The 26,604-nt window shown below is 63.6% G+C and carries 24 protein-coding genes and 2 tRNA genes; 9 read left to right on the plus strand and 17 right to left on the minus strand.

Features of this window, described 5'->3' with window-relative positions; all coding sequences use genetic code 11:
- Positions 1 to 73 precede the first annotated feature (73 nt).
- Both ABWK72_RS05335 and ABWK72_RS05340 read right to left on the minus strand, forming a co-directional pair.
- A tRNA-Asn gene (locus ABWK72_RS05335) sits at positions 74 to 148 on the minus strand.
- Between the two features lie 193 nt (positions 149 to 341).
- On the minus strand, positions 342 to 2,063 hold the full coding sequence (locus ABWK72_RS05340; protein ID WP_367873749.1) for a hypothetical protein: 1,722 nt from the start codon (positions 2,061 to 2,063) through the stop codon (positions 342 to 344).
- A 263-nt stretch (positions 2,064 to 2,326) separates the two neighbouring features.
- Between ABWK72_RS05340 and rplM the strand changes: the two genes are divergently transcribed.
- The 3 genes from rplM (at position 2,327) to ABWK72_RS05355 (ending at position 4,106) form a co-directional block, all read left to right on the plus strand.
- Positions 2,327 to 2,758, plus strand: coding sequence for a 50S ribosomal protein L13 (gene rplM, locus ABWK72_RS05345; RefSeq protein WP_367873750.1), 432 nt, complete (start codon positions 2,327 to 2,329; stop codon positions 2,756 to 2,758).
- A gap of 27 nt (positions 2,759 to 2,785) precedes the next feature.
- On the plus strand, positions 2,786 to 3,181 hold the full coding sequence (gene rpsI, locus ABWK72_RS05350) for a 30S ribosomal protein S9 (RefSeq protein ID WP_367873751.1): 396 nt from the start codon (positions 2,786 to 2,788) through the stop codon (positions 3,179 to 3,181).
- A 166-nt stretch (positions 3,182 to 3,347) separates the two neighbouring features.
- Positions 3,348 to 4,106, plus strand: coding sequence for an exodeoxyribonuclease III (locus ABWK72_RS05355; RefSeq protein ID WP_367873752.1), 759 nt, complete (start codon positions 3,348 to 3,350; stop codon positions 4,104 to 4,106).
- Between the two features lie 341 nt (positions 4,107 to 4,447).
- Here the strand turns inward: ABWK72_RS05355 and ABWK72_RS05360 are convergent, their stop codons facing one another.
- The 8 genes from ABWK72_RS05360 to ABWK72_RS05395 all read right to left on the minus strand — a co-directional run bounded on the left by ABWK72_RS05360 (position 4,448) and on the right by ABWK72_RS05395 (position 13,279).
- The gene (locus tag ABWK72_RS05360) at positions 4,448 to 5,065 is read right to left on the minus strand and encodes a diheme cytochrome c-553 (RefSeq protein WP_367873753.1); all 618 of its coding nucleotides are present in this window, start codon (positions 5,063 to 5,065) and stop codon (positions 4,448 to 4,450) included.
- 176 nt (positions 5,066 to 5,241) lie between these two features.
- Positions 5,242 to 5,577 (minus strand): STN domain-containing protein, encoded by a 336-nt coding sequence (locus ABWK72_RS05365; protein ID WP_367873754.1) that lies wholly within the window; start codon positions 5,575 to 5,577, stop codon positions 5,242 to 5,244.
- 272 nt (positions 5,578 to 5,849) lie between these two features.
- The gene (locus ABWK72_RS05370) at positions 5,850 to 6,539 is read right to left on the minus strand and encodes a hypothetical protein (protein ID WP_367873755.1); all 690 of its coding nucleotides are present in this window, start codon (positions 6,537 to 6,539) and stop codon (positions 5,850 to 5,852) included.
- A gap of 21 nt (positions 6,540 to 6,560) precedes the next feature.
- Positions 6,561 to 10,166: a hypothetical protein gene (locus ABWK72_RS05375; RefSeq protein ID WP_367873756.1), complete on the minus strand. Its 3,606-nt coding sequence runs from the start codon at positions 10,164 to 10,166 to the stop codon at positions 6,561 to 6,563.
- 594 nt (positions 10,167 to 10,760) lie between these two features.
- Positions 10,761 to 11,318, minus strand: coding sequence for a DUF3365 domain-containing protein (locus ABWK72_RS05380; RefSeq protein ID WP_367873757.1), 558 nt, complete (start codon positions 11,316 to 11,318; stop codon positions 10,761 to 10,763).
- 542 nt (positions 11,319 to 11,860) lie between these two features.
- Positions 11,861 to 12,217 (minus strand): type II toxin-antitoxin system PemK/MazF family toxin, encoded by a 357-nt coding sequence (locus tag ABWK72_RS05385; protein ID WP_367873758.1) that lies wholly within the window; start codon positions 12,215 to 12,217, stop codon positions 11,861 to 11,863.
- A gap of 87 nt (positions 12,218 to 12,304) precedes the next feature.
- Positions 12,305 to 12,377: transfer RNA gene (locus ABWK72_RS05390), tRNA-Phe, on the minus strand.
- Between the two features lie 488 nt (positions 12,378 to 12,865).
- Positions 12,866 to 13,279 carry an Rrf2 family transcriptional regulator gene (locus ABWK72_RS05395; protein ID WP_367873759.1) on the minus strand — a complete coding sequence of 138 codons (414 nt, stop codon included), beginning with the start codon at positions 13,277 to 13,279 and terminating at the stop codon, positions 12,866 to 12,868.
- On the opposite strand from ABWK72_RS05395, the gene cysE reads away from it, so the two are divergent.
- From cysE to ABWK72_RS05425, 6 genes are all read left to right on the plus strand, one after another.
- On the plus strand, positions 13,278 to 14,168 hold the full coding sequence (gene cysE, locus ABWK72_RS05400) for a serine O-acetyltransferase (protein ID WP_367873760.1): 891 nt from the start codon (positions 13,278 to 13,280) through the stop codon (positions 14,166 to 14,168). The two genes, ABWK72_RS05395 and cysE, sit on opposite strands and share 2 nt — an antisense overlap.
- Positions 14,169 to 14,370: 202 nt before the next feature.
- Positions 14,371 to 14,757, plus strand: a complete 387-nt coding sequence (locus ABWK72_RS05405; RefSeq protein ID WP_367873761.1) for an ArsR/SmtB family transcription factor — start codon at positions 14,371 to 14,373, stop codon at positions 14,755 to 14,757.
- The gene (locus tag ABWK72_RS05410; RefSeq protein ID WP_367873762.1) at positions 14,754 to 15,245 is read left to right on the plus strand and encodes an SRPBCC family protein; all 492 of its coding nucleotides are present in this window, start codon (positions 14,754 to 14,756) and stop codon (positions 15,243 to 15,245) included. Before ABWK72_RS05405 ends, ABWK72_RS05410 begins: the two co-directional genes overlap by 4 nt.
- A gap of 429 nt (positions 15,246 to 15,674) precedes the next feature.
- Positions 15,675 to 16,679 carry a hypothetical protein gene (locus ABWK72_RS05415; protein WP_367873763.1) on the plus strand — a complete coding sequence of 335 codons (1,005 nt, stop codon included), beginning with the start codon at positions 15,675 to 15,677 and terminating at the stop codon, positions 16,677 to 16,679.
- A 575-nt stretch (positions 16,680 to 17,254) separates the two neighbouring features.
- Positions 17,255 to 17,569 carry a transposase gene (locus ABWK72_RS05420; protein WP_367871810.1) on the plus strand — a complete coding sequence of 105 codons (315 nt, stop codon included), beginning with the start codon at positions 17,255 to 17,257 and terminating at the stop codon, positions 17,567 to 17,569.
- Positions 17,566 to 18,420: an IS3 family transposase gene (locus ABWK72_RS05425; RefSeq protein WP_367872265.1), complete on the plus strand. Its 855-nt coding sequence runs from the start codon at positions 17,566 to 17,568 to the stop codon at positions 18,418 to 18,420. The genes ABWK72_RS05420 and ABWK72_RS05425 overlap by 4 nt, the downstream gene beginning before the upstream one ends.
- A 1,310-nt stretch (positions 18,421 to 19,730) precedes the next feature.
- Here ABWK72_RS05425 and ABWK72_RS05430 read toward each other — a convergent pair.
- The 7 genes from ABWK72_RS05430 to ABWK72_RS05460 form a co-directional block, all read right to left on the minus strand.
- On the minus strand, positions 19,731 to 22,256 hold the full coding sequence (locus tag ABWK72_RS05430) for an ATP-dependent Clp protease ATP-binding subunit (protein WP_367873764.1): 2,526 nt from the start codon (positions 22,254 to 22,256) through the stop codon (positions 19,731 to 19,733).
- Entirely contained in the window at positions 22,253 to 23,371 is a 1,119-nt protein-coding gene (locus ABWK72_RS05435; RefSeq protein WP_367873765.1) for a protein arginine kinase, read from the minus strand. The genes ABWK72_RS05430 and ABWK72_RS05435 overlap by 4 nt, the downstream gene beginning before the upstream one ends.
- Complete coding sequence (locus tag ABWK72_RS05440) at positions 23,368 to 23,898, minus strand: UvrB/UvrC motif-containing protein (RefSeq protein WP_367873766.1); 531 nt, start codon at positions 23,896 to 23,898, stop codon at positions 23,368 to 23,370. The genes ABWK72_RS05435 and ABWK72_RS05440 overlap by 4 nt, the downstream gene beginning before the upstream one ends.
- Before the next feature lie 126 nt (positions 23,899 to 24,024).
- Complete coding sequence (locus ABWK72_RS05445; RefSeq protein WP_367873767.1) at positions 24,025 to 24,225, minus strand: DUF3368 domain-containing protein; 201 nt, start codon at positions 24,223 to 24,225, stop codon at positions 24,025 to 24,027.
- Between the two features lie 260 nt (positions 24,226 to 24,485).
- Positions 24,486 to 24,725 carry a UPF0175 family protein gene (locus tag ABWK72_RS05450; RefSeq protein WP_367873768.1) on the minus strand — a complete coding sequence of 80 codons (240 nt, stop codon included), beginning with the start codon at positions 24,723 to 24,725 and terminating at the stop codon, positions 24,486 to 24,488.
- 113 nt (positions 24,726 to 24,838) lie between these two features.
- Positions 24,839 to 25,708, minus strand: coding sequence for a branched-chain-amino-acid transaminase (gene ilvE / locus ABWK72_RS05455; protein WP_367873769.1), 870 nt, complete (start codon positions 25,706 to 25,708; stop codon positions 24,839 to 24,841).
- A 304-nt stretch (positions 25,709 to 26,012) separates the two neighbouring features.
- Positions 26,013 to 26,576, minus strand: coding sequence for a hypothetical protein (locus ABWK72_RS05460; RefSeq protein WP_367873770.1), 564 nt, complete (start codon positions 26,574 to 26,576; stop codon positions 26,013 to 26,015).
- Positions 26,577 to 26,604 lie beyond the last annotated feature (28 nt).

Consider the following 26,604-nt stretch of genomic DNA (forward strand, 5'->3'; position numbering starts at 1 on the left):
GCGAAGGGTTCAGTCGCACCAAGACCTCCGAAAACACCAAACGCGCAACCCGTGAAGGATGCGCGTTTCAAATTGGCTCCGGCGCTAGGGATCGAACCTAGGACCTAATGGTTAACAGCCATCCGCTCTACCGCTGAGCTACGCCGGATTTTGAAGATCACCCCGGGAACCGGGGCGGGCGGAAGATGGAACTAGCGACGCGAAAGAGGCAAGGGAAAAATGGCTCTCCGTCAGATTTGCTGATGGATCACGATGTGTCTCCCGCCGAGGGCGGCGTAGCCGCATTGAGAGCTTTCTCGAAGGGGCATCAGCAAACCTGACGGAGAGCCGGAAAAATCCCTTCACTCCCGTCCGTAGCGTTCGCGGAATTGGCGCAGGAGGTCGTCGATGCGGTCGCCGCCGGAATGGGCGGCGGCGACGGGCTCGGGAGTCTCGGCTGAGGGCTCGGGCGCGGGATCGGACTTCGGCCAGATGACCGGGGTCGCTTCCGCAGGCGCGCCTTCCGGCTCTTCCACGGGAGTGAGAGGCGGAGGGGTGGCAGCGGATTGGAAGTTCTGCGGCTCGGCCGGCGGGCGCGAAGCGTGTGCCGGTTCGTCGAGATCGTAATCAAGGACGGTCGTGAAGGGCGAGTCACCGGGACGGCGCGAGGGCGGGCGGACGATCTCGGCCTCGGCAGGATCCACAGACTCCACGGCGGCAGCGATTTCCGGGGCGGCGACCGGTGCCGGTTCTTCCATGAAATCTTCCATGAAGGGCGGCGGCGAGGGTGGCTCGGAGGCTTCGACAACGAAGGCTTCCGGAGCGGCGGGCTCCGGCGCTTCGTCTTCCACCATCATCGCGAAAGGACTGGTCGTCCCCGGCTGCGGCTTTTCCTCAGGCGGAGGCGGCGGCGCGGCTTCGACCGCCGCGGGCCGGGGTGGCTCGGCATCGGGAGCAAGAGCGGGAGCGATCTCGGCGAGCAGCGGGGTCGGGGCGATGCCGTCATCTTCCTGCAGGTCGGCGGCCTTGCGCAGGACACGGCGGGCGTAGAATTCCCCGGGGGCCAAGGCGAGGCGGCGGCCAAGGGAGGCGGCACGGCCGGGCATGCGGGATTCCAGCAAGGCCATGGCCCCGGCATCGTCGAGCGGTTCGAGGCGGATCTCGACCTCGCCGAGGCGGTCCTGCAGGCCACCGCTGAGGGCGGGCTGGAAGGCGCTTTCCCAGATGTCATCATTCAGCGAGACCACCACATCGACGCGCGGCGCCTCCTGGCGCGCGGAGGCGAGGAAGCTGGCGAAGCGCAGGGCCGCTTGGGGATCGGCATGCATGCCTTCCAGATCGTCCGCGGCGACCACCACCCGCCCGATCAGCGAGAGCATGGCGAGCAGGGCGGCGTAGCGCTCCACCCCGGCTTCCGAAGTGGCGGACTGGATGATCATGCCGGTGCGACCGGGATGCTCCGGCACGGCGATGGCGAAGCGGAAGAGCGAGGCCAGCCAGAAGGAGGACTCATTCAGCGAGGTGCCGGTGCGGCGGCTGAGCTCCAGCGCGAGACGCGGGCCGAGCACTTCGAAGTTCTCCTTCGTCCAATGCGCGGTGACGGCCTGGGAGTGGTGGAAGTCGAAGGTTTCCACCGGGCGCTGGCGGAGTGCGGCGAGCGCGGCCTCCCGGTCCTGGCAGGGCACCTCACCGGAACTGACCAGCGGCTGGAGCGCCAGCGAGAAGATCCGGCGCGCCTGGAGATCGAGCGCGGTCAGACCGCCGCCGGCAGGAAGCTGGCGGGTCAGGCGGCGCAGCGCGGCCTCGATCGCCGAGGGCGCATCGGTCCGCGAGCCATCGAGCGGATTGAGCGGCAGGAATTCGTGGGAAGTGCCCAGGCGCTGCTGGACTTGGGCCAGCAGGTGGGTCTTGCCGAAGCCCGCGCGCGGGGCCCGCAGCAGGATGCCGCGGCCCGGGGCGTCCACCGGGGACTTGAGAATCCGCTCCATGCGGGCGGTGGCGGCGGCATTCACGCCGACGGCATGCGGGGAGGCCGGTTGGCCGAGGGAATCGAAGAACGGCTGAAGCGTGAGTTGATCTACCATTGGGGGATGACCGGATGTCGGGATAATGGGTGGGAGGGCCTTCCCTCACAAGGAAAGAAAGGCAGGGTCGCGCAATGTCGTGAGCAACTGGCGTGCCTCCCGGCAGGGCGGAATTCCGGCGCGCGGGAAAACTCCCTGCTGCCGCTTGCTTGAAAGTTCAGGCAGATTTCCGGTTGACACCCCTTGGCCCGCTAACTAGCTTGCGCGCCCCTCCGCCGCGAGACGCCGCCCGCGTGCCGCCGAGGGATAAAGGTTCCATTCTCATGAAGACGTTTTCCGCCAAGCCGACCGACATCGAGCGCAAATGGTATGTGATCGACGCCAAGGACAAGGTCCTGGGCCAAGTCGCCGTCGAGGCTGCCCGCCTCCTGCGCGGCAAGCACAAGCCGATTTTCACCCCGCACATTGACACCGGCGATTTCGTGATCGTGGTGAATGCGGACCAAGTGGTGCTGACCGGCACCAAGGAGAACGACAAGATTTACTCCCGCTTCTCCGGCTACGTGGGTGGCCAGAAGACCGAGACCCCGCGCATGCTCCGCAAGCGCCGCCCGGTGCTGATGGTGGAAAACGCCGTCTGGGGCATGATCCCGAAGAACCGCCTCGGCCGCGCCCAATTCGGCAAGCTCAAGGTCTACGCCAGCCCGGAGCATCCGCACGAGGCCCAGCAGCCGGAAGCCTTCGAAATTGCCTGAACCGGCTAGCAACGAACCTCTCTGAACATGAGCGAAGTTAAGAATCTCAGCGCCACCGGCCGCCGCAAGGACGCCGTCGCCCGCATCCGCATGGTGGAAGGCAGCGGCCAGATCGTCATCAACGGCCGTTCCTTCGAGGAATACCTGCCGACGCTGCCCCTCCAGAACACCGTTCTGGCTCCCTTCCAGCACTCCAACCTGCTGAACAAGTTCGACGTGACGGTGACTGCCCACGGTGGCGGCATCCACGGCCAAGCCGGTGCGATCCGCCTGGCGATCGCCCGCGCGCTGACCATCTTCGAACCGGAACTTCGCAAGGTGATCAAGCCGCACGGCCTGCTCCGCCGCGACCCGCGGATGAAGGAACGCAAGAAGCCAGGCCGCCCCGGCGCCCGCAAGCGCTTCCAGTTCTCCAAGCGCTAATTGGAGTTTTTCCAAAGAGCCGCACTCCTCACGGGGTGCGGCTTTTTTGTGCAAGGAGGGGGTGCGTCTCGCGCCCCTGTCTTTTGCAGCCGAGAAGGGGCGCGAGACGCCCCCCCTCCTTGTACTTTTGATTGAGTCCCCCACCCTCCCGCGCTTTCCTCACGCCATGAAGTTGATCTCCTGGAACGTCAATGGCATCCGCTCCGCCCTCGGCAAGGGGCTCCCTGAATTCCTGGCCACGGAGAAGCCCGAGATCCTCGCGCTGCAGGAGACCAAGGCCCGCCCGGAGCAGGTGGCCCTGCCGCTGGAATTCGGCGGCTACAAGTCCTTCTGGAATTCGGCCGAGAAGCCCGGCTACTCCGGCACGGCCGTCTTCACCCGCGATGAGCCATTGAACGTGCGCTTGGGCATGGGCATCGACCACCACGACAAGGAAGGCCGCGTGCTCACGCTGGAGTATCCCGACTTCCACCTGGTGAACGTCTACACGCCGAACTCGCAGGACGAACTACGACGCCTGCCGTACCGGATGGAATGGGACGAGGCCTTCCGCCTCTACCTCAATGGCCTGGAGAAGACCAAGCCGGTGATCTTCTGTGGCGACCTGAACGTGGCGCACCAGGAGATCGACATCGCCCGCCCGAAGGACAACCGCAAGAGCGCCGGCTTCAGCGATGAAGAGCGCGCCGGCTTCGGCTTGCTGCTGGGCAGCGGCTTTCACGATAGCTTCCGCCACTTCTACCCGGACAAGAAGGAAGCCTACTCCTGGTGGAGCATGCGCGGCGGAGCCCGCCAGCGGAACGTAGGCTGGCGGATCGACTACTTCGGGACCTCCAAGGGCATGCTGGGCAACCTGAAGGACGCCTCGATCATGCCGCACGTCACCGGCTCCGACCATTGCCCGGTGGTGCTGGATTTGGGCTGAGGGGCGATGCCTGTAAGGATCCGCCTTCCGCGGCTTCGCCGCCGTGGACTGCGCGCAGCCTGCTGCCGCTGTCCCGATGCAGCCTGCTGCAAGGGGCGCTGCAAAGGCGAAGCACCGGATGTGGCGAGCCGCGGACGGAGCGGGATACGAGGATCTCCCGTGCTTCACGGCAGCAGGCTGCCTGCCCCCAGCGGCAGCAGGCTGCGCGCAGTCCACGGTCGCTACGCGACGGCTTCCGTTCCGGAGACTTGCCGGTGAATCCTTACAAGCATTGATCTAAAGTCAGATCCCTTCGGAAAATTGGTATAAGCCGGGCTGGGCGTTCCCAATTGAAACCCACCTCAGAACCCCCGCGGGTAGCCCTGCGCGATGGCTCCGCGGGTCGGCGCGCTCGTGGCCGCGGACTGGGAAACCGGTGGCTTCGGCTCGGGCACGCTGTTGTGCACCGCCGGCACGGAACGCAGGAAGGCGTAGATGGCCTTCAGATCCGCGTCGGAAGCGGCGGCCAGCGGTTGCCATTGCATCGGCGGCAGGATGTCCCGGCCGATACCGCGCTTCTTGCCCGTGCGCATGGCCGCGATGAAGGTCTCTTCCGAGAACAAGCCGGTGGAGTGATCGGCGGTGAGATTGGCAGCGTAGCTCACACCCCAGGGCCCGGCCCATGCCGTCATGCCCGCGGTCGCGGCTCCCCAAGGTCCGTCACCCAGCTGGGCGGGCGGCAATTCGAGATCGGCGGGATGCCCGGAGAAGGCGCGGTTCTCGTCATCGACGAGGCCCTTCCCGGTCATGATCTTCGGCGTGTGGCAATCGGCGCAACCGCCGAGGCGGACGAGGTAAGCGCCGCGGGCGATCTTCTCGTCCTTGCTCATCTCCACGGGCGCAGGAGAGGCCTTCATCCAGACAAACGCTGCCGTCCCGACCAGCAGCGTGCTGGCGACGATGGAGAGTGCGAACTTCATGACAATGATCGGTGGGAGGTTGTGTCCCCCGGTCAATCCGGGTAACCCGATCATCAAGCCACGGATCCGCCGATCCGTATATGCACCCTAAGGTGTAGTCCTTTTTGCCAAGAAACCCGGAAGCAGTTCGTCACAGCGGCGTCATTCCCTTGGCCGCATCCCGGGAAGCAGCGCGCCTACTTCGGGCGTAGTAGAATTCCGCGGTCGCTGATTTCGACCCTAAGACCGGTTTCATCCGCCACCCGGTGAAGGGCATCCCATAAGCTGACATTTCTCATCCTCAATTCCTTGATGCGCAGCGCGCCCGGAACTTCCCTTACCCCGAGCCCCCCGGCGGCATCTTCGTCCAAGGCTGCGACTTCTCCCCTTGGCTTCCGGACGACGAAGGAAATCCCTTTTCTCGTCGGGTCCGCATCGGGATCGAGTTCGAAGCTCCGCAGCCTCAGGAAATCGATAGCTTCCTCCACGCTGGTGTCTTCGAAGTCGATGATCGGTATGATGATCCCTTCCATTTTCTGCCGGATGAAACCGTGAGCCGTTGCTTGGGGTAGCGGGCGCGGAAGAACCGAAGGCTTCGCCGGCGGCGGACCTGCTCTAGCGACGGACGCGGTTGAATGGCTCTCCGGCTTCTTCGTCCAAACGCTTCTCGGAGCATCCTCGGGAAGACAGCATTGTGCCAAGGCAAGGCAACAGGGAAGCAGGGCAGTCCAGCGGATCATGCGATCGCCATCGTGACACAAGCTTCAAGCCATGCAATCCGGGACCACCGCGGGAGCATGCAACCTCAAGGCGGTGGCGGTGGCGGCGGTCGGTAGGAATCCTTGCAGGTCATGATCCGCGGCCGGCCCGAAGCGGGATCGACATACGCGAACATGAGATAACGGGCCCCCGGGACGAAGCGCAGCATGCTCTCGCTCGCGGTCGCCCACTTGTCCTGCTTCTGCTGGAACTGGAAGACCACGGGAGCCATGTTGAATTCATCCCGCGGCTCGGGCCGGGGCAGGCTGTGACTGGTCCCGGCCTTGAGCATGATCTTGCTCGCACCCAGCACGAAGCGGACTTCCTGGTTGTAGAGGTTCGCAACGAAGGCCCCGGCATCGGGCAAGGTCTTCGCAGAGTCATCGATCACCAGCACTTTCCACGGGACTTGCGCCGGTTTCGGCGCGGGGATGAAGACCAGGATCGCGGAGGTCACCCCGGCGGGAATCGTCGCGGTCGCCACCAGCTTGCGGTCGCTCGCCGCCACGAAGGCCATCGCCTCACCCTTGGCGAAGCACGCCGTGTCCGGCGAAAGCGTGGCGATCGGAACCGTGCACGCGACCTCGACTCCATCCGGCGAAACATTCAGCAGCGGCGGCGGTGCCTCGATCCCTTCCAAGCCGAGAAAACGGCAGCTGGTCTTGCCATTCGGACCCGCCGCTTCGCAGGGCGCGTGAAGAAGGAACAGGGCGATGATGAAACGGAAGACGCGCATGGATTCAGGTCCTAACAGCATTCAGATTTCCTTCGGGTTCAGCCAGCGGAAAGAAACCACCTGGAAGCGCCTGCCGAAGTTCTGGTTCGCCATGCTCTGCAGGGCCGCCGGCTGGACCTCTACGAGGTCGGCGGTGTCGATGTATTCCGGGAAGCGCTGCACCACCGCCTCGCAGGTCGCCGTCGCCAGCACCTTGCCGTCCGGGTCCAGCGCCTCGCCATAGCCGCGGATCGTGAAGGTATCGGAGCGCGGGGTCGCCGCATTGCCCAGCACATTGAGGATGTCCGCCTGGCTCAGATAGCCCGGGGCACCTTGATAGCTGGACCCGCTTCCCGCCTTCGCGTTCGCATACTTGTAGTCGGCCACCTGCGCTTCGGGGATCTCGAAGCCGGCATTGGCGTCCTCGGCCGGATCGCGGTTGAGATTGCTATCGTCGATCGCCTGTTGGATCGCGCCGCGTTGTGCGGTTTCATCGCTGCCCAGACGGCGGTTCACGAACTCGGCCATCGAGAGGAAGGGCCCCCGCTCCCGGACTTGCTCGACGATGTGCTCCGCCAGCGTCTCAAGCTCCGCGTCCTTGTATTCGCGGGGCCCGAGCCAGTAGGCGGTCCCCGGTGCGGCTCCGTTCTCCGCGGAATCCGAATCCGGCAGGCGGAAGCGGCTGATCCGGGACTCGCCATTCTTCACCGGCTCGAGCGCCTCCAGCGCCGTGGAGGTTTTGGACGGATCGACGAGATTGCACATCGCTTCCGGATCGTGGACCGAGGCAAGCATCGCCTTCCACGCCGCCACCGAGGTCGAGTTGATGTTGAAGGCGCCCTGCATCATCTGCCAACCGCCGACCTTCGCGTAGGCTTCCTTATCGGCGGCGAGGTCCGCGAAGGTGGTCGCGGCCCGCCCGTCCGGCTGGTGAAACGCCATCCGCGGATCGGCCAAGCCCGTGCCGCTGGAGAAATCCTCCGCCAGGACCGAGGTGGCCTTGCCGCCGCCGAATGGACCGGACTGATCCCCGAGCCCGGAGAAGTAGAAGCGGTCATAGAGTGCCAGGTTCAGCAGGAAGGAATGGTCCAGGTAGTTCCCTCCGCTACCCGCCTGGATGATCTTGTTCGACGCCAGCAGCGGATGCGCCCAGGAATTGCCGATCGGCTGGGCAAAGCGCGGCAGATAGCCGGAGGAGCCGCCGGGATTCGCCCCGTTGAGACTCGCCAGCCCCTGCAGCGGGGCCAGCGGGATGTCGTACTGCACGCCGAACTTCGACCCATAGAGGCTGGAGTGGCCGGTGATGAAATTCGAGCGGTCCTGCTGGTCGATCTGGAGCAAGTTCGATGTCCCTCCCCCCAGCTCTAACAACTGCAAGTCGATCTCGTGGGAATGATTCGAGGCATGCTCGCTGATCTTCGCGGAGGACGCCCCGATATTCGCGTGGGCGAAGCTCCAGGGCTTCGTCGCCAGACGCCCGTCCTTGTTGCTGACGTCCCTGCCCCCCGAAGTCGCCTTCGCTTGCAAGCTGAGCAGCGCGAAGGGCTTGGCATTCACGATGTCCTTGATCTGGCGTGAGGAGTGATCGAGCATCTCGACCCCCGCCACGGTCCCGGTGCGAGGGAAGCGCAGGGTCTGGTTCTTGCCGAGAATCGCATCCTGCAAGCCGGTCTCGGTTTCATAGTTCATCTCGATCGCGCTCACCGTGGTGCGGTTATCCGAGGCTCCGGTCGCGGCCAGGATCTTCACGATGAATTTGTTTTTGCTCGCCGCCTTGTCTGCGATCGGCGCGAACAGGACGTGAATCCCGTCGTCCCGCGCCAGCCCCAGACACGAGTTCCAGTGGCCCAGGTTCTTGTCGCCACTGACGCTCTTGGCTCCCGCCAGCCAGTCGCAGTCGAAACCGATGCCATCGCCGCGCCAGCCGGGGATCGCCTTGATTTCGTTGGTGAAGCTTTTATCCACATAGATGTCCCAGAACTCGCGGGTCCCGCTCTGAATATCCGTCGCATAGCTGCGGGTCGGCTCGATGTAGGGTGAGAACATCTTCACCTCGCCGGGCAGCAGGCGGAAGGTGGTGGCACCCGGCTTGTTGTTGGTCTTGGTCATCAGCTCCATGCCGAAGACCTTGTCCAAGCCCTCGCTGTCATTGTCGGCATACATGGTCTCCAGCGGCACCAGGCCGCTGCTCTGCGCGATGCCATTGCGGAAGACCTGCATCGAGAAAGGCACGTGCGTGAACTCGACCCGCATCTTTTTGAACTCGAGTGCGACGTTGTAAGGATTGTGCAGCGTGATGATCGGCGTGTAGAGCAGGTGCAGGTCGTAGTCGTACTTCGTGCCTTTGAAGTGTTCATCCTGCGGCCCGTGCAGATTGGACGCACTCTCGGGCACCACGGGTGGGAAGCTGCCGGCGGGAAAGGCCGGGTAGGTGTAGAGATCGCGGGCGATCAGGCTGAAGAGCATCTGGACCTTGGCGACGGTCGGCATGAGAACGACCCCTGCCGGCGGACGGCGGTTGACCGTGGTGACCTGCGGATTGCCGCCGGTCGTGGTCGCCGCCTGCCAATTCGGCGTGTAGGCCTTCAGCAGCGGCACGCCGCCGGTATTCGTGATGCGGTCACGGTAGGCCCGGCTGAATTGGTGGAGCGACGCCCAGGTCGGATCGGAGGGCGCTTCCCCCGTGCTCAGTTGTAGCAGGGAGTTATAGACTCCCTTCCCGTTGTAGACCGGCGGCAGGGTCGTGTTGTTGGAGATGAGCTGGAGATCCTGCTTCAGGCCGCCGTGGGCGGTATCCGTGAAAAGCCCGAGCGAGTGCGTCGTCACATCGTGTGCCAGAGGCTGGAGCACCTCCTTGACTCCCGGTGCCAGCGATTCACCGGCGAGCGAGAAGGTCTGGCGGGTGATCCCCTTGCGGAAGCTGACGAACTCCGGTGACTCCTCTTCGAACATCTCGCGCTTCAGGGAATCTAGACCCTTGATGAACTCCGTCCCCGGGCGCTCGCCGCTGCCCAGCTGCGCCGTCTTGTCCGCGGTCGCCAGTGCCTCCTCCCGGTGGGGCGTATCGATCCGCGCCTTCACCCCCTCGTCCAGCGTCGCCCAGGCGCAGCGGCCCTGCGAAACCCCGACCGGCAGGCGGGCGGCGCGCACGATCTTGTCCTTCGCGGCATCCTTGCCGAGGGTTCCTTCCCCCCACAAGGTCACCGGCAGCGCCGGATCCTTGCTCGCGAAATCCGGCTGGCGGATGGCCGCCGGATCCGTGCCGGACACCAGCCAGGTGCTAAACTTCTTCCCCTTCTCCGTCTCCGAGTAATCGGATTCGCCAGGCGGGGTACCGGCCTTGATATCCCAGGAATTCCAGACCCCGGTCAGTTGCGGGCAGGCGATGGCCCCATCGAGAATCCCGGCCCGCGCCGTCACCCGCTGGTCCGGGCCCGCGCTCTTCTGGAGCTGGCCGATCGCCAGGATCAGCGCCAGCCGCGCGTTCGCCTGCGCTGTCGCCAAGTCCTCACCCCGGCCGGTCGTGCGCAGGGTGATCGTGGAAAGCGAAAGCAGCCCCACGGCCAAAATGGTCAGCAGGACCATGAGGGACAGGGCGATGACCAGCGCGAAGCCGCGGCGTTTAAGGGGATTTTTAAGGGTTTTCACAGGGCTGTCACGGGTTGGATGATATCCTCGCCGTCTATTGGGTTGGGTTCCTGCGGATCACTTCCCTCCACTGACCGAAGTATCGGCTTGATGGAGAGAGGTTTGGAGAACTTCGGACCTTGGGGTTTACGGGAGAGATTCTCAGATTTGGGCGATCTGAAATCCCAACTTGATGACGTATTCTGCCCGAACGGAAGGAATGCGAAAGTCCCCAAAACGGGGACAAGGTATTTACATTACATGCGCCATCCGCCTGACAAATCTCCCGACTTTCTTTCTTTTTTCCACAAAATTGCAAGGCGGCATTGCGCGGGTGCCTCGTTGGCAGCCTGCTCTGCCCCTTACCCACATCTCCGTGATGCCTCACGGACGGCTCTTCCGCTGGGAGCGCGGAGCCACCGGCCCGCAGAACGGTCCCCCGCTGCCCGCGACACGGCAAGGCACGCAGCCAAAGCCACGGCGCTCTCCACGCGGGCCCCGTCGTGTCCACCGCGTTTGAGGTTGCTTCTGCGGGGCGGAGCCTCCGCGCTCCCGGGGGCAGGCATGGGGCGGAGGGGCAGAGCAGGCTGCCGCACTCCACGGCGGCTACGCCGCTTACCGGCCTTCCTTCGCCGGCATCTTGAACGGCATCGAGATCACCACCGCCGCCTTCCGGTCCTCCAGGGATTTACGGTCCGGCGCATGGCACTTCAGGCAAGAGTTCCCCAGCGTGATCGCGCCGGCATAGAAATACCGCTCGTCGGCCACCGCCTCGTGCATCCCCTCCCCGCCTGCGATCGACTCGACCGCGGCCTTCTCGAAAGCGTTCCGGGCCTGGTTATCGATGTTCATCGCCTTCCCGTTCACCGCCAGCCAGTGAATCTCGACGTCCCAGCCACGCTTCATCTCGACGAAGACGTCTTCCAATGCCGATGACGGAATCCGGTCCCGTTCCGTCGCATCGAAGTAATCGCGATGCATCACCTGCAAGGAGCCGTGAATCATCTCATGCAGCAACTGCGCCCGAACCCGCGCCTGCCCCTGGTCCGCGTCGGGCTTCGCAGGCCCCAACTTTTCCGCCTCTGCAGCCGGAGCCACTTCCGCCCGGAATACCCCGGAAAAACACGCCGCTGCCACCAGCACTACGGTCATCGTACCAAAGCGGAATCTCATGAGCACACCGGAGCGGTCCCACCGCCCCATGCGGTCGCGTCCTAACATTCCTACGCACGCCAAGTCCCCCGATGTTTCACCGGAGGCGGGATTCCCACCCCGCCCGTGGAGACAGCTGCCCTCTCCGCTCTAACTGATGAATTACCGGCCCGATCCTCGTAGGGGACCGGGCCAAAATAGTGGCGATACCCCGTTTACAGAAAAACGGAAGACGTCTACTCTTCAAGTTCAAAGCGTCATTCCACTAACATGAGCAATTCACAAACGCATATCGATTTCGAGTCCGGAACAGAGGTCCGCACCCGCCGGGGTAGTGCAGGCCGGGAAATAATCTTCCCTCAGCGTGGAGAGGTGTGGATTGGTCCTGACACGAAGTTTGTTCCCCCTTTGCCGTCGGAAGTAAGGCTGGCATGGCTTCAGGATAAAGAATTGGCGGATGGACTGGCAACGGCCTGCCAATGATTCGCGCCAGTCTAACTGCGCCGCTTGCGCCGGCAGGCGGCAGGCGGCAGTTTTCCTTATCTGCCCAGGCGCAAATTTACCTACCTCAAATCCAAGCTTACTCGCAGGGCAGCATCGATGCGGGACATCACTACTGCGTTCAGTGACGAAACGCGCCGACCGATGCGATTGCGGTCGATACTCCGGATATGGCCACACTCGACACAAGAGTCTTTCCCTCCATTCCCTAACTCTGCAGCGGAGACCAACACTTGGACTGGCAGGCCTTTGAACTGGCCGGCATCGGTTAGCGGCGCTACGATCGTTAGAGGCGATTTTGCGTTGCCGATATCGTTTTGAACAATCACGCAGGAGCGTCGGCCTTGTTTCTCGGTCCCCTCCGCGCCGCGAAAATCGGCGGTCACAACGTCACCGCGCTTCAAAATTAGAAGGTTCATGCGGAAGGGGGGATTCTTTCGGCTCAAAACTGCGACAGCCTCTGAAGCTGTCAGCCCATTTCCTTTGCAACACGTTGGTTGTAAAGGTGGCTCGGGACGGAATCGAACCGCCGACACGTGAATTTTCAATCCACTGCTCTACCGACTGAGCTACCGAGCCTTTGGGGTGTGTGACCCGCCGAAGCGGGGGCGGGATTTAGGCGGCGGGTCCGGGTTTTGACAACCGAAAAGTTGGGAAGATTCGCAGGACCGTTCCGGGCCTCAAAAGTCCCGCTTGAGCGGCCAGCAAAGCGTCACCTCCGAAACAGGAGGAGCGCCGCGGAAAATCCGCGACGCTCCCTGTTGGTAATGTCACTCCCTCAGTCGATCGCTACCAAACACCAAGAAAGCTACCGGTCGCACTCAGCGACGGAGCGATTCCCGGGCAGTCCGGTGAAGCGATGATCCGCGGACGATGAAAAGCCCGTGAATTGCTCCCGCGGGCCTGCCGCTCAGAGGCTGTCTGAAAACTGGCGGAGGCAGGGACCTTTCTCCGAAAGGTCCGGCTGGGGACGGCCACGAATCCTCGCTCCGATGCCGATTCGTCTGGGACCGCCGCCATAAGCCGGACCGCTCGGAGAGCGGTCCCTGCCTTTTCAAGACAGCCGCTCAGATGTAAAACATCGGCGCTTCCGATTTGTCCGCGAGCTGCTGCAGCGTCACCCTTTCCATGTGCGCCTTCAGCTCGTTGGCCACTTTTTCCCACGCGGCACGCACGGAAATCCCGCTGTCGCCCTCCGTCCGGGTCGAAAAAGACAGCAGGGTCGGCTCGACCGCTTCGACGATTTCCCGCAGCGTGATCCCGTCCGGCTTGCGGGCGAGGAGGTAGCCACCGCTCTTCCCGCGGCGGCTTTCCACCAACCCGGCACGGCGCAAGTCATTGAGAATCTGCACCAGGAAGTTCGCGGACACGGCTTCGCGTTGCGCGAGTTCGTCGAGCCGTGTAATCGTTCGCCCGTCGAACCGCTTCGCCAACTGGGCCATCGCCCGGCAAGCGTAGTCGAGCTTTTGGGAAATTCGCATGGAGTCAAAGCAGCATAGCGTCGGGGCCGGAGGAAGCGCGAAGAAAGCCCGCCTCTGTCAGTCGGCAGAAAACGACACCGCCGGGATCTGGCGGTGGATCGTCGATGAGGCCGCGGCGGTCGCCCGGCGGGAGCCGGAATTGCGCCCGCTGCTGGAGGATGTCGTGCTGCGCCAGCCCTGCCTCGGAGCCTCGCTCGGCGTGCGCCTGGCGCGCAAGCTGGCACGCGAGGACATGACCCGCGAGGAGCTGGCCCCGCTGCTGGCAGGCATCCTGCGCGGCGACGAGGAATTGGTCAGCGCCGTCGCCCGGGACCTGCGCGCGATCGTCGAGCGCGATCCGGCCTGTGACTCCCCCCTGCACCCGCTGCTTTTCTTCAAGGGCTTCATGGCCATCTCCACCTACCGCGTTTCCCACCACCTGTGGACGCACGGGCGGAAGGAACTCGCGCTCTACTTCCAGAGCCTCGCCAGCGAGGTCTTCGCCGTGGACATCCACCCCGCCGCCCGCATCGGCTGCGGGATCCTGCTCGACCACGCCACCAGCTTCGTGGTCGGTGAGACGGCGATCATCGAGGACAACGTCTCGATCCTTCACGAAGTCACCCTCGGCGGCACCGGCAAGGAAACCGGCGACCGCCATCCGATCGTGCGCTCCGGCGTGCTGCTCGGCGCGGGTGCCAAGATCCTCGGCCGCGTCGAAATCGGCGAGGGCGCGAAAGTCGGGGCCGGCAGCGTGGTCCTCACCGACGTCAGCCCGCACACCACCGTCGCCGGCGTGCCGGCCGTGGTCGTCGGCGTCAGCCGTGAGGACGCCCCCGCGCTCGAGATGGACCAGCGCCTCGGCTGCCGCGGCCAGGCCGAGGCCGCGGTGCTGCACTACAGCATCTGAGAGGCTGTCTTTAAAGGCAGGGACCGCTCTCCGAGCGGTCCGGCTTATGGCGGCAGTCTCTTACGAGGCGGCACCGGAGCGAGGATTCGTGGCCGTCCCCCGCCGGACCTTTCGGAGAAAGGTCCCTGCCTCCGCCAAGGCCGCCAAAACACTAAACCAAATGGTTTGACATCCGCACATCCGCTTGCGAAAGCTAAACCATATGGTTCAGCAAAAGTCACCCGTGCTCGATAAGGTCTTCCACGCCCTCGCCCATCCGGCACGGCGCGAGATGCTGCGCCACCTGGCCGGCGGCGAGCGCAACCTGAGCGAGCTGGCCGCGCCGCTGCGGATGTCCTTTCCCGCCGCCTCCAAGCACGTGCGGGTGCTGGAGCGGGCCAAGGTGGTGCGCCGCCGCGTCGTCGGCCGCGAGCACCTCTGCCGGATCGAAGGCAAGCCGCTCGAGAAGGCCAATGTCTGGCTCGAGGGCTACCGTCAATTTTGGGAGGAGAGCTTCGAGAAGCTCGACTCGCTGCTGGCCGAAATGAAGGCCGTCGAAAAAACAAAAGCAAAACGCAAGAACCCCAAACGAAAGGAGACACAACCATGAAGAACACCGGAACCCTGAAGGTCGAGTGCATCAACGATTGCAACGTGGTCATGACCCGCGTCTTCGACGCCCCGCGCGAGATGGTCTATGCCGCATTCTCGAAGCCCGAGCTGCTCAAGCGCTGGTTCGGCCCGCACGGCTGGTCGCTCGATACCTGCGAGGTGGACCACAAGGTCGGCGGCGGCTTCCGCTTCATCCTCGTCGGCCCGGAAGGACATCGCATGGGCATGCGCGGCACCTACGTCGAGCTCGCACCGCCCCATCGCTCGGTGCACCGGGAGACCTTCGACGACTATCCCGGTGAATCCACCGTCAGCGCGGTCTTCACCGAGAAGAATGGCAAGACCACCATGGTCGCCACGGTCACCTACGGATCGCAGGAAATCCGCGATGCCGTGATCGCCTCCGGCATGGAGCATGGCGCTGCGGAGAGCTACGACCGCCTGGCAGGCTTGCTGGAAGAGGCCGGAGAAATCACCAGCCCCTGATCCGGGTAGTCGCGCAGCCCGCTGCCGCTGTCGACAGGCAGCCTGCCCTGCTCCTCACCCACGCCTCCGTGCCGCCTCACGGACGGCTCTACCGCTGGGAGCGCGGAGCCACCGGCCCGCAGAACGGTCCCTCGCTGCCCTACCCACGAAAGGGTAGACAACCCAGCGACGGCCACCGGTCCGGCTCCGCGCCTCCACCACATGATCCCCCCCGCATCCCCGCTCTCCTGCCTGCCTTACGCCCGTGATGGCAGAGGATTGGAAAGCCAGCTACGATTCCAACAACCCACCCCCTTTTTCAAAATCCAATCCAACACCTCCCAATCCCTGCAATTTTTTCAGGGAAATGATCACTTTCACGCCCCGCGAGCCTTCAAATTCCAATAAGTTACCCTCGCCAAGCCGCATTTCGCATGATACCTGATATTCATGATCCGCTTACGAAACGCCCCCGCGCTTCTGCTTCTATGTGCAGGGGCACTCGGATTCGCGTCGTGTGATAAAGCGAAACTCGCGGTAACCGCGGCGCGTGAAAAATTCCGCGGTGCGACCGATCCCGATGGTCCCGCGGCACCGGGCGGCGAGGTCGCACCGGATCTGGCCTCGCAGGTGGATAGCGCGGCGGAAGGCGTGCGATTCCGCCGCGACCTCCCCTTCCCCACCCACCTGAGCGTGCGCGTGGTCCAACGCCGCACCTACGAAAATGCCCGCCGCACCACGACCTCCGCGCTCGGCTCGGAAGCCGGGGGAGTGGGTGCGAAATGGGAACTGGTCGGGCTACTGGAACGCCAGGCGCATCGCGTCAGCTTCGCGGTCGAACGCACCGGCGAGATCGCCGCTGCCAAGGATGGCAAGAACGACGAAGCGGCGCAGGCGCTGGGCGGCTCCATGCCGAAGATTACTTTCGAACTCGGCCCGCGCGGCTGGCGGGTGCCGGCTCAGAGCGGACCGGCGGACTTCCAGGCCAAGATCCGCGAGCAGCAATTGCTGCCGACCCTAGCGCAGTCGATCACCCAAAACGGCCTTACCTCCCGTGCCCAGTGGTTCTCAGCCTCCCGCCGCTGGGTCGCCGGGGACAAGCTGGTGCTGGAGGGCGATTCACTGCAGGTTCTCTTCCCGCCGCGCAGCAGCGGCAAGGTGACCTTGGTCTATGAAGTCAGCGAGCCCATCGACGGGCATCCCTGCGGCCGCTTCGCCCTCTCCGGCGAGCTGCGCGTGAAGGAGGATGTCTCGCTCGCCGGGCAAACCGCGGACCGTGAAATGTCGATCAAGTCCGGCAAGGTCTGGTGCTCGCTCTTGCACCCGCTGGTGCTGCGCGAGGAACTCGAAACGGTGATGACCGAAATCGAGAGCTCCGGCGGTGCCAAGGACCGCACCCAGGGCTCCGTGAAGATGGTCACCAGCAAGGATTGGCGGCCCATCACGGAAGGCTGAGCCCGCAAGTGCACACTACCCGCCCGAACACTTCAGGGGCTCCGGAAAAGAGCCCCAAGGTGTCCCGTCATCTGAGGGACGAACGGGACACCCTGGGTGGGAGGGGAGGACAGGAGCGCTGATGATCAGCAACTCATGTAGCCTATAAATCAGGGAGGCGTGCATTTGACCAGCAGAGAATTCAGCCGGGTGAAAAATTCTTCACCGCGGCTAGTGATGCCCCTTTCGAAGTCCACCGGACAAGGTTGATAGGCACCGAATCGAACCGCTAAGATGACTTTTCCGGGCCCCGCGCCATCCCAAAAGGCCGCTAACAACGGACGGCCCCACTGGGAACGCCGGGCACCACCCGGCAGAACGGTCCCACGCTGCCCTCTCCATCCCCCGGCCCGCGCCATCAAGACCAGCGCGTTGCCTCATCGCTTTCGTGCCACCATCACGGACGGCTCTTCCCCTGGGAGCGCGGAGCCACCGGCCCGCAGAACGGTCCCCAACCGCCGCTACCTCCCCGCGCCTCCAACAGTCCAGTGAGGTGTGCTGGATTTCTGGACCAACAAACTCCAGAATCCATGTCCATGAATCCCAAGCCACGCAGGCAATATACCGAGGAATTCAAAGCCCAGGCCGTCGCGCTTGCCGACACCGGCCGGTCCGTCACCGAGATCGCCCGCGAACTCTGCATGAGCGCCAACCTCCTCCATGGCTGGAGACAGGCGGCAAGGCGCGCGCAGGGCGGCAGCGAAGGCCCGCGAGCCGCAGGCGAGGGGGACGCAGCGGACGACCTGCGCGCGTTGCGCCGCGAGCTCGCCCGCCTGCGCCAGGAAAATGACATTTTAAAAAAGGCCGCGGTCATCCTCGGGACCAGTCCCCGGCCGGACTCCGCGCCATGATCGGGGAAATCCACCGCGCCACCGGCCACGGCATCCGCCGGATCTGCGAGGTCCTCGAGCTGCCCCGCAGCAGCTACTACCACGCCGCCGCACCCACCCCCTCCAAACGCTCGGACAAAGCGGCCGGCGATGCGATTGAAGAAATCTTCAAGAGCCACCGGCGGCGCTACGGCCACCGCCGCATCTGGCACGAGCTTGCCGGGCGCGGCATCACCTGTGCGCCCGCCCGGGTCCGCAGGCTCATGGCCGAGCGCGGCCTCAAGGCCATCCAGCCCAAGACCTTCGTGCCGAAGACCAGCGACGGCCGGGCCGACAAACCCTCGCCCAACCTCATCGCGGGAAAGGAGCTGCCCGACCGGCCGGACCAAGTCTGGGCGGGCGACATCACCTTCATTCCCACCGCCTCCGGATGGCTTTACCTCGCGGTGGTCATCGACCTCTGCACGCGCCGCATCACCGGCTGGTCGCTGGCCCGCCACATGCGCGCCGGGCTCGTTGCCGATGCTCTCGCCCAAGGACTCGGCTCGCGTCGTCCGGCCCCGGGCCTGATCTTCCATAGCGACCGCGGCAGCCAGTACGGAAGCTGCGAATATCGCGCCATGCTCTCCCGGGCCGGCATCTGCCAGAGCATGTCGGCACGGGCCAACCCCTACCACAACGCGTGGAGCGAATCGTTCATGGCCACCCTCAAGAAGGAGATGCTGCAGGGAGGCTGCTTCATTGACGGACAGGACGCCCGGACCGAAATCTTCAGTTTCATCGAGGGCTACTACAACACCCATCGCAGGCACTCCTCGCTCGGCTACCGATCCCCGGCCCGATTCGAGGCCGAACTCATTCCGTCCAACTAACCAACAACCGGTCCAAAAATCCGTTGCATCTCACAGGGCCCCGCGCCATCCCAAAAGGCCGCTAACAACAGACGGCCCCACTGGGAACGCCGGGCACCGCCCGGCAGTACGGTCCCACGCTGCCCTCTCCATCCCCCGACCCGCGCCATCAAGACCTGCGCGTTTACCCTCATCGCTTTCGTGCCGCCATCACGGAGGGCTCTTCCCCTGGGAGCGCCGAGCCACCGGCCCGCAGAACGGTCCCTCGCTGCCGTGGACACGCAAAGGTAGGCAGCCAAGCAACGGCGCTCCCCACTACCACCCCGCGCAATGGATAGCGCTGCTCCGGCTCCCTCTGCGGGGCAGTGCCTCCGCGCTCCCAGGCGCTGCCGTCAGACCGACACAATGCGACGGCCGCGGCTTAAAGAAGGACCCATTCACTTCGATTCGACCGGCAACCCCGGCTGCTCTTCTTTCGGCTGCAATTTTTCCCGCGCCCCGTTCTCGGGAAGGACTTTCCCTTTGGGCCTCATTCAACCTTTTCCAGGCATCTTCGGATGCTTGTGCAAGTATCGCGTCAGTCACCCGTTTATCGACCCAACTGACCCCGTCCTTGGGCAAGGAAACATTCCCCTCCATATCCACCGTCACAATCACCCAACCCTTCCCGGTATCCCTGCCGTCCGGACTCCACGACACGATCCATTTCCCCTCCTCCTCTCCGCCAGGACGTCCTAGCCAGACCCGGTCAAGGTAGTGGCGGGACAGATCGTTCCGCGCCTCCGCATACACCTTCGCCTTCTGAATTGCTTCGAGCATGCCCAATGCAGGCCTCGGCTCGGGCGCAGGACTCATGGCAAAGGCTCCTCCGGCCAAGGCCAACATCAGCGGAAGTAGTATCGCGGATCTCATCGGTTTTCTTTCCTCACATTGCAATCATCATCGGTCCCTCAAAAGCCAAACTTTCAGGGCGCGGCACGGAGGAGACCCCGGCAAACAAAAAGAGATCTCGCTCTGGCTTGCTGCAGCAAATCACGGGATGCGTGGATAAAATGCCGGACGGCGGATCGCCCCGAAGAAACAAGGAATGTATTCCGTCGGCCACATCACTTCGCCTGGTTGCTTCTCGTCCCTGCACAGCCTTCAAGAACTTGGCGTCCTTCGCGTCTTGGCGGTTCAACCTCCTCTGTCTTTCTCCGTGCTCCCTCTGCGACCTCCGCGCCTCCGCGGTTCGATCGCTGCCCTTCCATCAGCAAACCAGCCCCCAAGAACAAAAAAGCGGCTCCCTCCCGGAAGCCGCTTTCTCGTTGAATTGAATCGAATCGTTCGGATCAGACTCCCGCCTCGTCCGGCTCGGCCTTCGCGCCCACCGGCTCGAAGACCAGCAGCTCGGCCCCTTCCGGGCAGTGGACCTTCGCCGTATCCCCGGGCTTCACGTCACCGCGGAGCAGGGCTTCGGCCAGCGGATCTTCCAGGTAGCGTTCCACCGCACGGCGCATCGGACGCGCACCGTAGGACGGATCGTAACCCTTCTTGACCAGCAGGTCGCGGGCCGTGGAGTCGAGTTCGAGCGTGATATCCTTGTCGCGCAGGCGCTTGAGCAGCTTGTCGATTTCGAGATCCACAATCTTATCGAGGTCCTTCTTCTCCAGCATGTGGAAGACCACCAGGTCATCGAGGCGGTTGAGGAACTCCGGTTTGAAGTAGCGCTTGGATTCCTCCATGATCTTCTCCTTCATCCCCTCGAAGTCGCCTTGGTCCGCCGACATCGCGCCGAAGCCGAGCGTCGTCTGCCGCTTGATCATCGAGGCCCCGACGTTCGAAGTCAGGATGATGATCGTGTTGCGGAAGTCGATCTTGCGGCCGAGCGAGTCGGTGACCATGCCTTCCTCCAGGATCTGGAGCAGCAGGTTCATCACGTCCGGGTGAGCCTTCTCGATTTCGTCGAAGAGCACCACCGAGTAAGGCCGGCGGCGGACCGCTTCGGAAAGCTGGCCGCCTTCCTCGTAACCGACGTAACCGGGAGGCGACCCGATCAGGCGGCTGGAGGTGAACTTCTCCATGTACTCGGACATGTCGATTTGGATCAGCGACTCCGGGTCGCCGAACATGAACTCGGCCAGGTTGCGCGCCAGGTAGGTCTTGCCCACCCCGGTCGGGCCGAGGAAGAGGAAGGAACCGATCGGGCGGCGCGGGTCCTTGAGGTCGGCACGCGAACGGCGCAGGGCCTTCGAGATGGCTTTCACCGCTTCGTCCTGACCGATCACGCGACCCTCGAGTTCGCTCTCCATCTTGAGCAGCTTCTCGGCTTCCTTCTCCTCCATGCGACGGAGCGGCACACCGGTCCACTTCGAGACCACCGCCATGATGTCCTCGTCGTCGACTTCCACCACGGTCTCCTCGGACTTGGCGCGCCAATTCTTGAGGGTCTCGTCGAGGGTCTTCTTGATGTGCTTCTCCTTGTCGCGGAGCGAGGCCGCCTTCTCGAAGTCCTGCTCGCCGATCGCACCGATCTTCTCGCGGTTCACCTGTTCGATGTCCGCTTCAAGCTGCTTGATCTCCGGCGGCCGGGTCATCTGGCCGATGCGCGCGCGGGCGCCGGCTTCGTCGAGCACGTCGATCGCCTTGTCCGGCAGGTAGCGGCCGGTCAGGTAGCGCGAGGTCAGCTTGACCGAGGCCACCACCGCTTCCGGCGTGAACTTGGCCTTGTGGTGCGCCTCGTACTTCTCCTGCAGGCCCTGCATGATCTTGATCGCGTCGTCCACGGAAGGCTCTTCCACCTTCACCTGTTGGAAACGGCGCTCGAGGGCGGCATCCTTCTCGATGTACTTGCGATACTCGTTGAGCGTCGTCGCACCCACCACCTGCAGCTCCGAGCGGGAAAGCGCGGGCTTGATGATGTTGGAAGCGTCCATCGCACCCTCCGCCGAGCCGGCACCCACGATGGTGTGCAGCTCGTCGATGAAAAGGATCACGTTCTTCACCTTCCGGATCTCGTCCATCACGGCCTTGATCCGCTCCTCGAATTGGCCGCGGTACTTCGTCCCGGCGACCATCAGCGCGAGGTCGAGGGTGATGACCTTCTTGTCGCGCAGGATCTCCGGCACGTTGCCCGAGGAAATCTCCTGAGCCAGGCCCTCGACGATCGCGGTCTTGCCGACACCCGCTTCCCCGATCAGTACCGGGTTGTTCTTGGTGCGGCGGCACAGGATCTGGATCACGCGCTCGATCTCGCTTTCGCGGCCGATCACCGGGTCCAGTTCGTTGTCGCGGGCCAGCTTCGTCAGATCACGGCCGAAGGCGCGCAGCGCGGGGGTCTTGGTCTTGCCCTCCGTCTCCGCTTCCTCGTTCTCGTTGCTCTCGTCTTCGAAGTTTTCGTCCTCTTCCTCGGCGTCGTCGTCATCGTCGTCGTCGGGCGTGAAGTTCGGATCGATCTCGGCCAGGATCTCGTTGCGGGTGCGCTGGATGTCCACATCCATGCGGCGCAGGACGCGGGCAGCGACTCCTTCGCCTTCGCGCAGCAGGCCGAGCAGGATGTGCTCGGTGCCCACGTAGCTGTGGTTGAGGGCCTTCGCCTCCTTGTTCGCCAGCGCCAGCACCTTCTTCACGCGCGGCGTGTAGGGGATGCTGCCGGAGATCTTCTGGCCGGTGCCGGTCCCGACCTCCTTCTCGACTTCCATGCGGACACTTTCCAGGTCCAGCCCCATCCGTTCCAAGACGTTGACCGCCACCCCTTGCCCCAGCTTGATCAGGCCGAGCAGCAGATGCTCGGTCCCCACATAGCTGTGGTTGAAGCGGTCGGCCTCCTTCCGGGCGAGGGCCAGTACCTGTTGGGCTCTGGGTGTGAAATTATTCATAACATGTCGGGCTCTTGGTCGTTTTCGTCCTTTTTCCTCGTTGAACGAATATCAGGGGCTTGGAGGGTTTGCAACCGGGTCCGGACGATTTCCGCCCGAATCGAGTCCCGTTCCTCCGGTGAGAGTTTACGCCCTGAATGTAGCTGAAGGTGTGCCGGTTGGATATCCATTAGTAAAGCATCACAAGATTTTACGGTTTCGTGAGGTAAAAACCCCAGGTCGCCGCCTAACCGGAGCAGTGACAAATGGTTCAGGGCTTCCTTGGAATCAATGACCCACGCATGCCGCAGCACCCCGTAGGCACGGCCGATCTTATCGCTCACCATCTCGGGGTCATCCTCTAGCAGCTTGTCCCGGGCATTGCGCTCATGTGTCGCTACCTGCGCGATAACGCGCTCCAGCCTGCGTAAAATTGTCTCTTCGCTCTCGCCCAGCGTCGACTGGTTAGAGATCTGGAAAAGATTGCCGAGTGACTCCGTGCCCTCGCCATAGAGCCCGCGCACCGCCAGCCCGATCTTGTTCACCGCCTGCAGCACCTGGCCGATTTGGTCGCTCAGGACCAGCGCGGGCAAATGCAACATCGCCGAAGCGCGCAAGCCGGTGCCGAGATTCGTCGGGCAGGTCGTCAGGTAGCCCAGTTCGTGGTCGAAGGCGATCTCCAGCGTCTGCTCCAGCTCCTCATCGATCGCGGCCAGCGAATCGTAAGCGGCCCGCAGCGACATCCCCGGGCGGATCGCCTGCATCCGCAGGTGATCCTCTTCATTCACCATCAGCGCGATCGACTGCCGCCGCTCGATCACGGCCGCACTCCCCTCCCCGCGCGCCGCATGCTCGCGGCTGATCAGGTGGCGCTCGACCAGCACCTGCTTCTGCACCGAGTTCAGATCGTCGAGCTCCTGGGAAAAGGCATCCTTCATGCACGGCAGTGCTTCCACCGCCGGACGCACCAGTTCGAGCGTGTGGCGGCGCTGCTCCTTCTTCGCCCAGCCGGGGAAAGGCTCGCCCTTCACATTCCGGGCCAGCCGGATGCGGGAAGTCAGCACGATCGAACTGTCCGCGCCTTCGCCGGTCATCCAATCGGCCGGGTTCTTGATTAAAGTGGTAAAGCGCATCATGTCGGCTCGCCGGTTCGGGTGGGGGTCGTGGTGCTGCGGGTCTCGACCTGACGGATTTCATCGCGCAGGCCCGCAGCCTCTTCGTAATTTTCCGCAGTGATCGCCAGGTCCAGCCGGCCGCGGAGTTCTTCCAGCCGCTGGGTCCGCTCGTGGAGTTCCATCAGCCCCGCGGGAACCTTGCCCACGTGCTTGGTGCCCTTGTGCATGCCGCGTAGCATCTGGCCCACCTCGTCCTTGAAAGTCACATAGCAGGTGGCGCAGCCGAAACGCCGGATCCGCCGCAGGTCCTCCAGCGTGAAGCCGCAGCCCGCGCAACGCCGCCCCGCCCCCTGCACCGCGGGCGCGACCGGGGCCACCGCCTTGACGGGCGATTTCCCCAGCAACATCTCCGCGAGGGCAAAGCCCGTAGGGTCGGTCACGCCTTTCTCCTTCGCGCAGTCATCGCAAAGGGCGATTTTCTTGATTTGCCCGCCCACCAGTTGGGTGAGGTGCACTTTCGCCTTCTTGCCGCAGATGTCACAGTCCATTGACGTCCCCAAGCTAAGAGCGCCAAAACGGAATGCGAAACGAAATCTCAGGGTGCAACGACGATTTCTGAAGGGAGATGGGAGAGCATCTTGGGCCTTCCCGAGCAGAAGAGAGGCCGCCTGCCGTTACAGCTCTCCCGCCGCAGCCAGAAACTCGCTTCTCAGTTTCGCAGAAACGCGGAAATTCGCCCTCTGCGTGAGATCATCTAATACCGGCTTCAATTGATCGAGCAATCCTGCCGCCTTGGCCTGCAGCAAGACGCCCAGAAGGCCGGTAGATCTTAACCCCATTTGGTCGGCAAGTGCACGCCCCTTGCGCTCGTCCATCAGCAAAAGATCTGCGTGGATCTCTATGGCCAGTATGATCGCTTCCGCTTCCCCGGGATCCAACTCCTCCTACAAACGCTCGACAGCGTCTTGATCGGAAGGTGGAACCACGGTGGCGAAGGCTGGAAGAGCGGGGTGCCAATCAAGCAACTCTCGTTCGACTTCGGGAGGGATTATCACCTCACCGTAAAGGTCGTGGAGAATGCCTACAAATCCCACCGTGATCAGATTGCTGATCACCGAAGTATCTGCCACGACGATCATAGCAACCCGAGGCTGCGGAGCGTCTCGATGTCCTTCCGGAGATCCTCAACCCCGAAGTCAATCGTCACGCCCCGCTTGCCAAGCTCATGCTGGAACCGCAGCCGGGACAGCCCGGCAATCTTCGCCGCCCGGCCCATATCCGCTAGTCGATCGCGGTAGAGTGCCACGGCCACCTCGAGCTTGGCCCACTCTGGAGTGATCCCCGTTCCTTCCAAGGCCGCATCTGGCAATTCCACCTGCACGGGGAAGAACTACCATGGTGCCAACGGTCCCGCAAGTTTCCCCGGGAAGCTGTGTCCGATCCGTCCGACCACCCTAGGGGTGTGAGACGGATCGGACAAAATTGGTCTCAATCAATCGGTGTTCCCGTGCTGCCTGCCAGCTTCTTGAAAGCCTCGATGAACTTCCGCGTGATCGGTCCGGGCTTGCCATCACCGATCTTCCGCCGGTCCAACTCGACCACCGGGATCACCTCGGCCGCCGTGCCGGTCAGGAAGCACTCGTCCGCCACGAAGATGTCGTAGCGGGTCATCTGCCGCTCCAGCACCACCACCCCCAGCTCATCGGCCAGCTCCAGGATCACATCGCGGGTGATCCCGTCGAGCGCGCCATCGCTGACCTGCGGCGTGTGGACCACGCCATCGCGGATGATGAAAATATTGTCGCCCGTGCACTCCGCCACGTAGCCCTGCTCGTTCAGCATCACGGCCTCCAGCGCGCCGGATTGGATCGCCTCGACCTTCGCCATCACGTTGTTCAGGTAGTTCAGCGACTTCACCTGCGGCATCAGCGCCGCGGGTGCCGGACGGCGGGTCGCACAGGTGATCACGGCCAGGCCGTTCTCGTAGTGCTCTTCCGGATACAGGCTGATGGTCCCGGCGATGATGAACATGCTGGCCCGCTTGCAGAGGTAGGGGTTCAAGCCCAGCCCGCCCGCACCGCGTGTCACCACCAGGCGGATGTAGCCGTCGTCCAGGCCATTCGCGGCCACGGTATCGACCACGAACTGGATCACCTCCTCCTGCGTCCACGGAATCTCCAGCACGATCGCCCGTGCCGAATCGAAAAGCCGGCGGATGTGCTCGGTCAGGCGGAAGACCCGGCGATTGTAGAAGCGGATGCCCTCGAAGACACCGTCGCCATAAAGCAAGCCGTGATCGAACACGGAGATTTTCGCCGCGGATTCATCCACCAATTCACCGTCCAACCAGATTTTCATGGGAAAAGAGCGCGTAGCCTAGGCGCGGGAGAACGGCTGGCAAGCCGGAGGGGAGAAGAAATCACCAATCACTAATCTTCCAATCACAAATCAGACTGCCGCTGTGCGGATGGAAGATTTGAAGGAGGCGCTCCCGCGCCGTCCAAGGAGAGGTGACCTGATTGTCGCTGGCACTGGACCGATGCACATGGACAGGAGGCCCCCGCTCTTCAATCGGCGCGGCAGCGCCTCCTTCAGAGCCTTTCCCCGCGCAGCGCAGTCCGATTGATGATTAGAAGATTAGTGATTGGTGATTCGCCTTTCCTCAAGGCGTCCCTTCTTCCTTCTTCTCCACCACCTCCGCCTTCACATCCGTCAGCGTGCTCCAGTTCACGTTCCCGTGATCCAGGCGCTGGATCTCGCTGGCATACACCGCGTCGTCGTTCTTCGGATCCATCTCCGCGGAGAGTTCCGTGAAAATCCGTGCCAGCAGCGTGTTCTCCGTGCCGCCCTGCTTCTTCAGTTCCATGCCGCGCTCGAAGAGCAGGCGCGCCAGCACATCCGGCTGATAGTCGCCCGGCACCGACTCCGGCAGCACCCCGCGGGAAAGCTGGAAGCTCAGCACCAGGGTCTTCTTGTTCCGCGAGGAAAGATGCAGCGCCAGCGCGACCAGCCGCCGCGCTTCCCCCAGAGAAGCCGCGCTCGCCTTCGCTGCGGCCACCCGGTTCGAGGCGTAGCCGGCCAGGCTATTGGCATACTCCTCGCGCTCGCGGTCGAGCATCCCGAGGTCTCCGGTGAAGATCCCGGCACCCACCTTCGGCGGCACCCAGGGGAACTTGCCGGCAGCCTCGTCCGCGCCCTTCGCCAGCGACGAAAGACCCACGATCACGACGGCTGCTTGCCAAATACGACTCACA

It is taken from the genome of Luteolibacter sp. Populi, assembly GCF_040801775.1.
GTDB lineage: Bacteria > Verrucomicrobiota > Verrucomicrobiia > Verrucomicrobiales > Akkermansiaceae > Haloferula.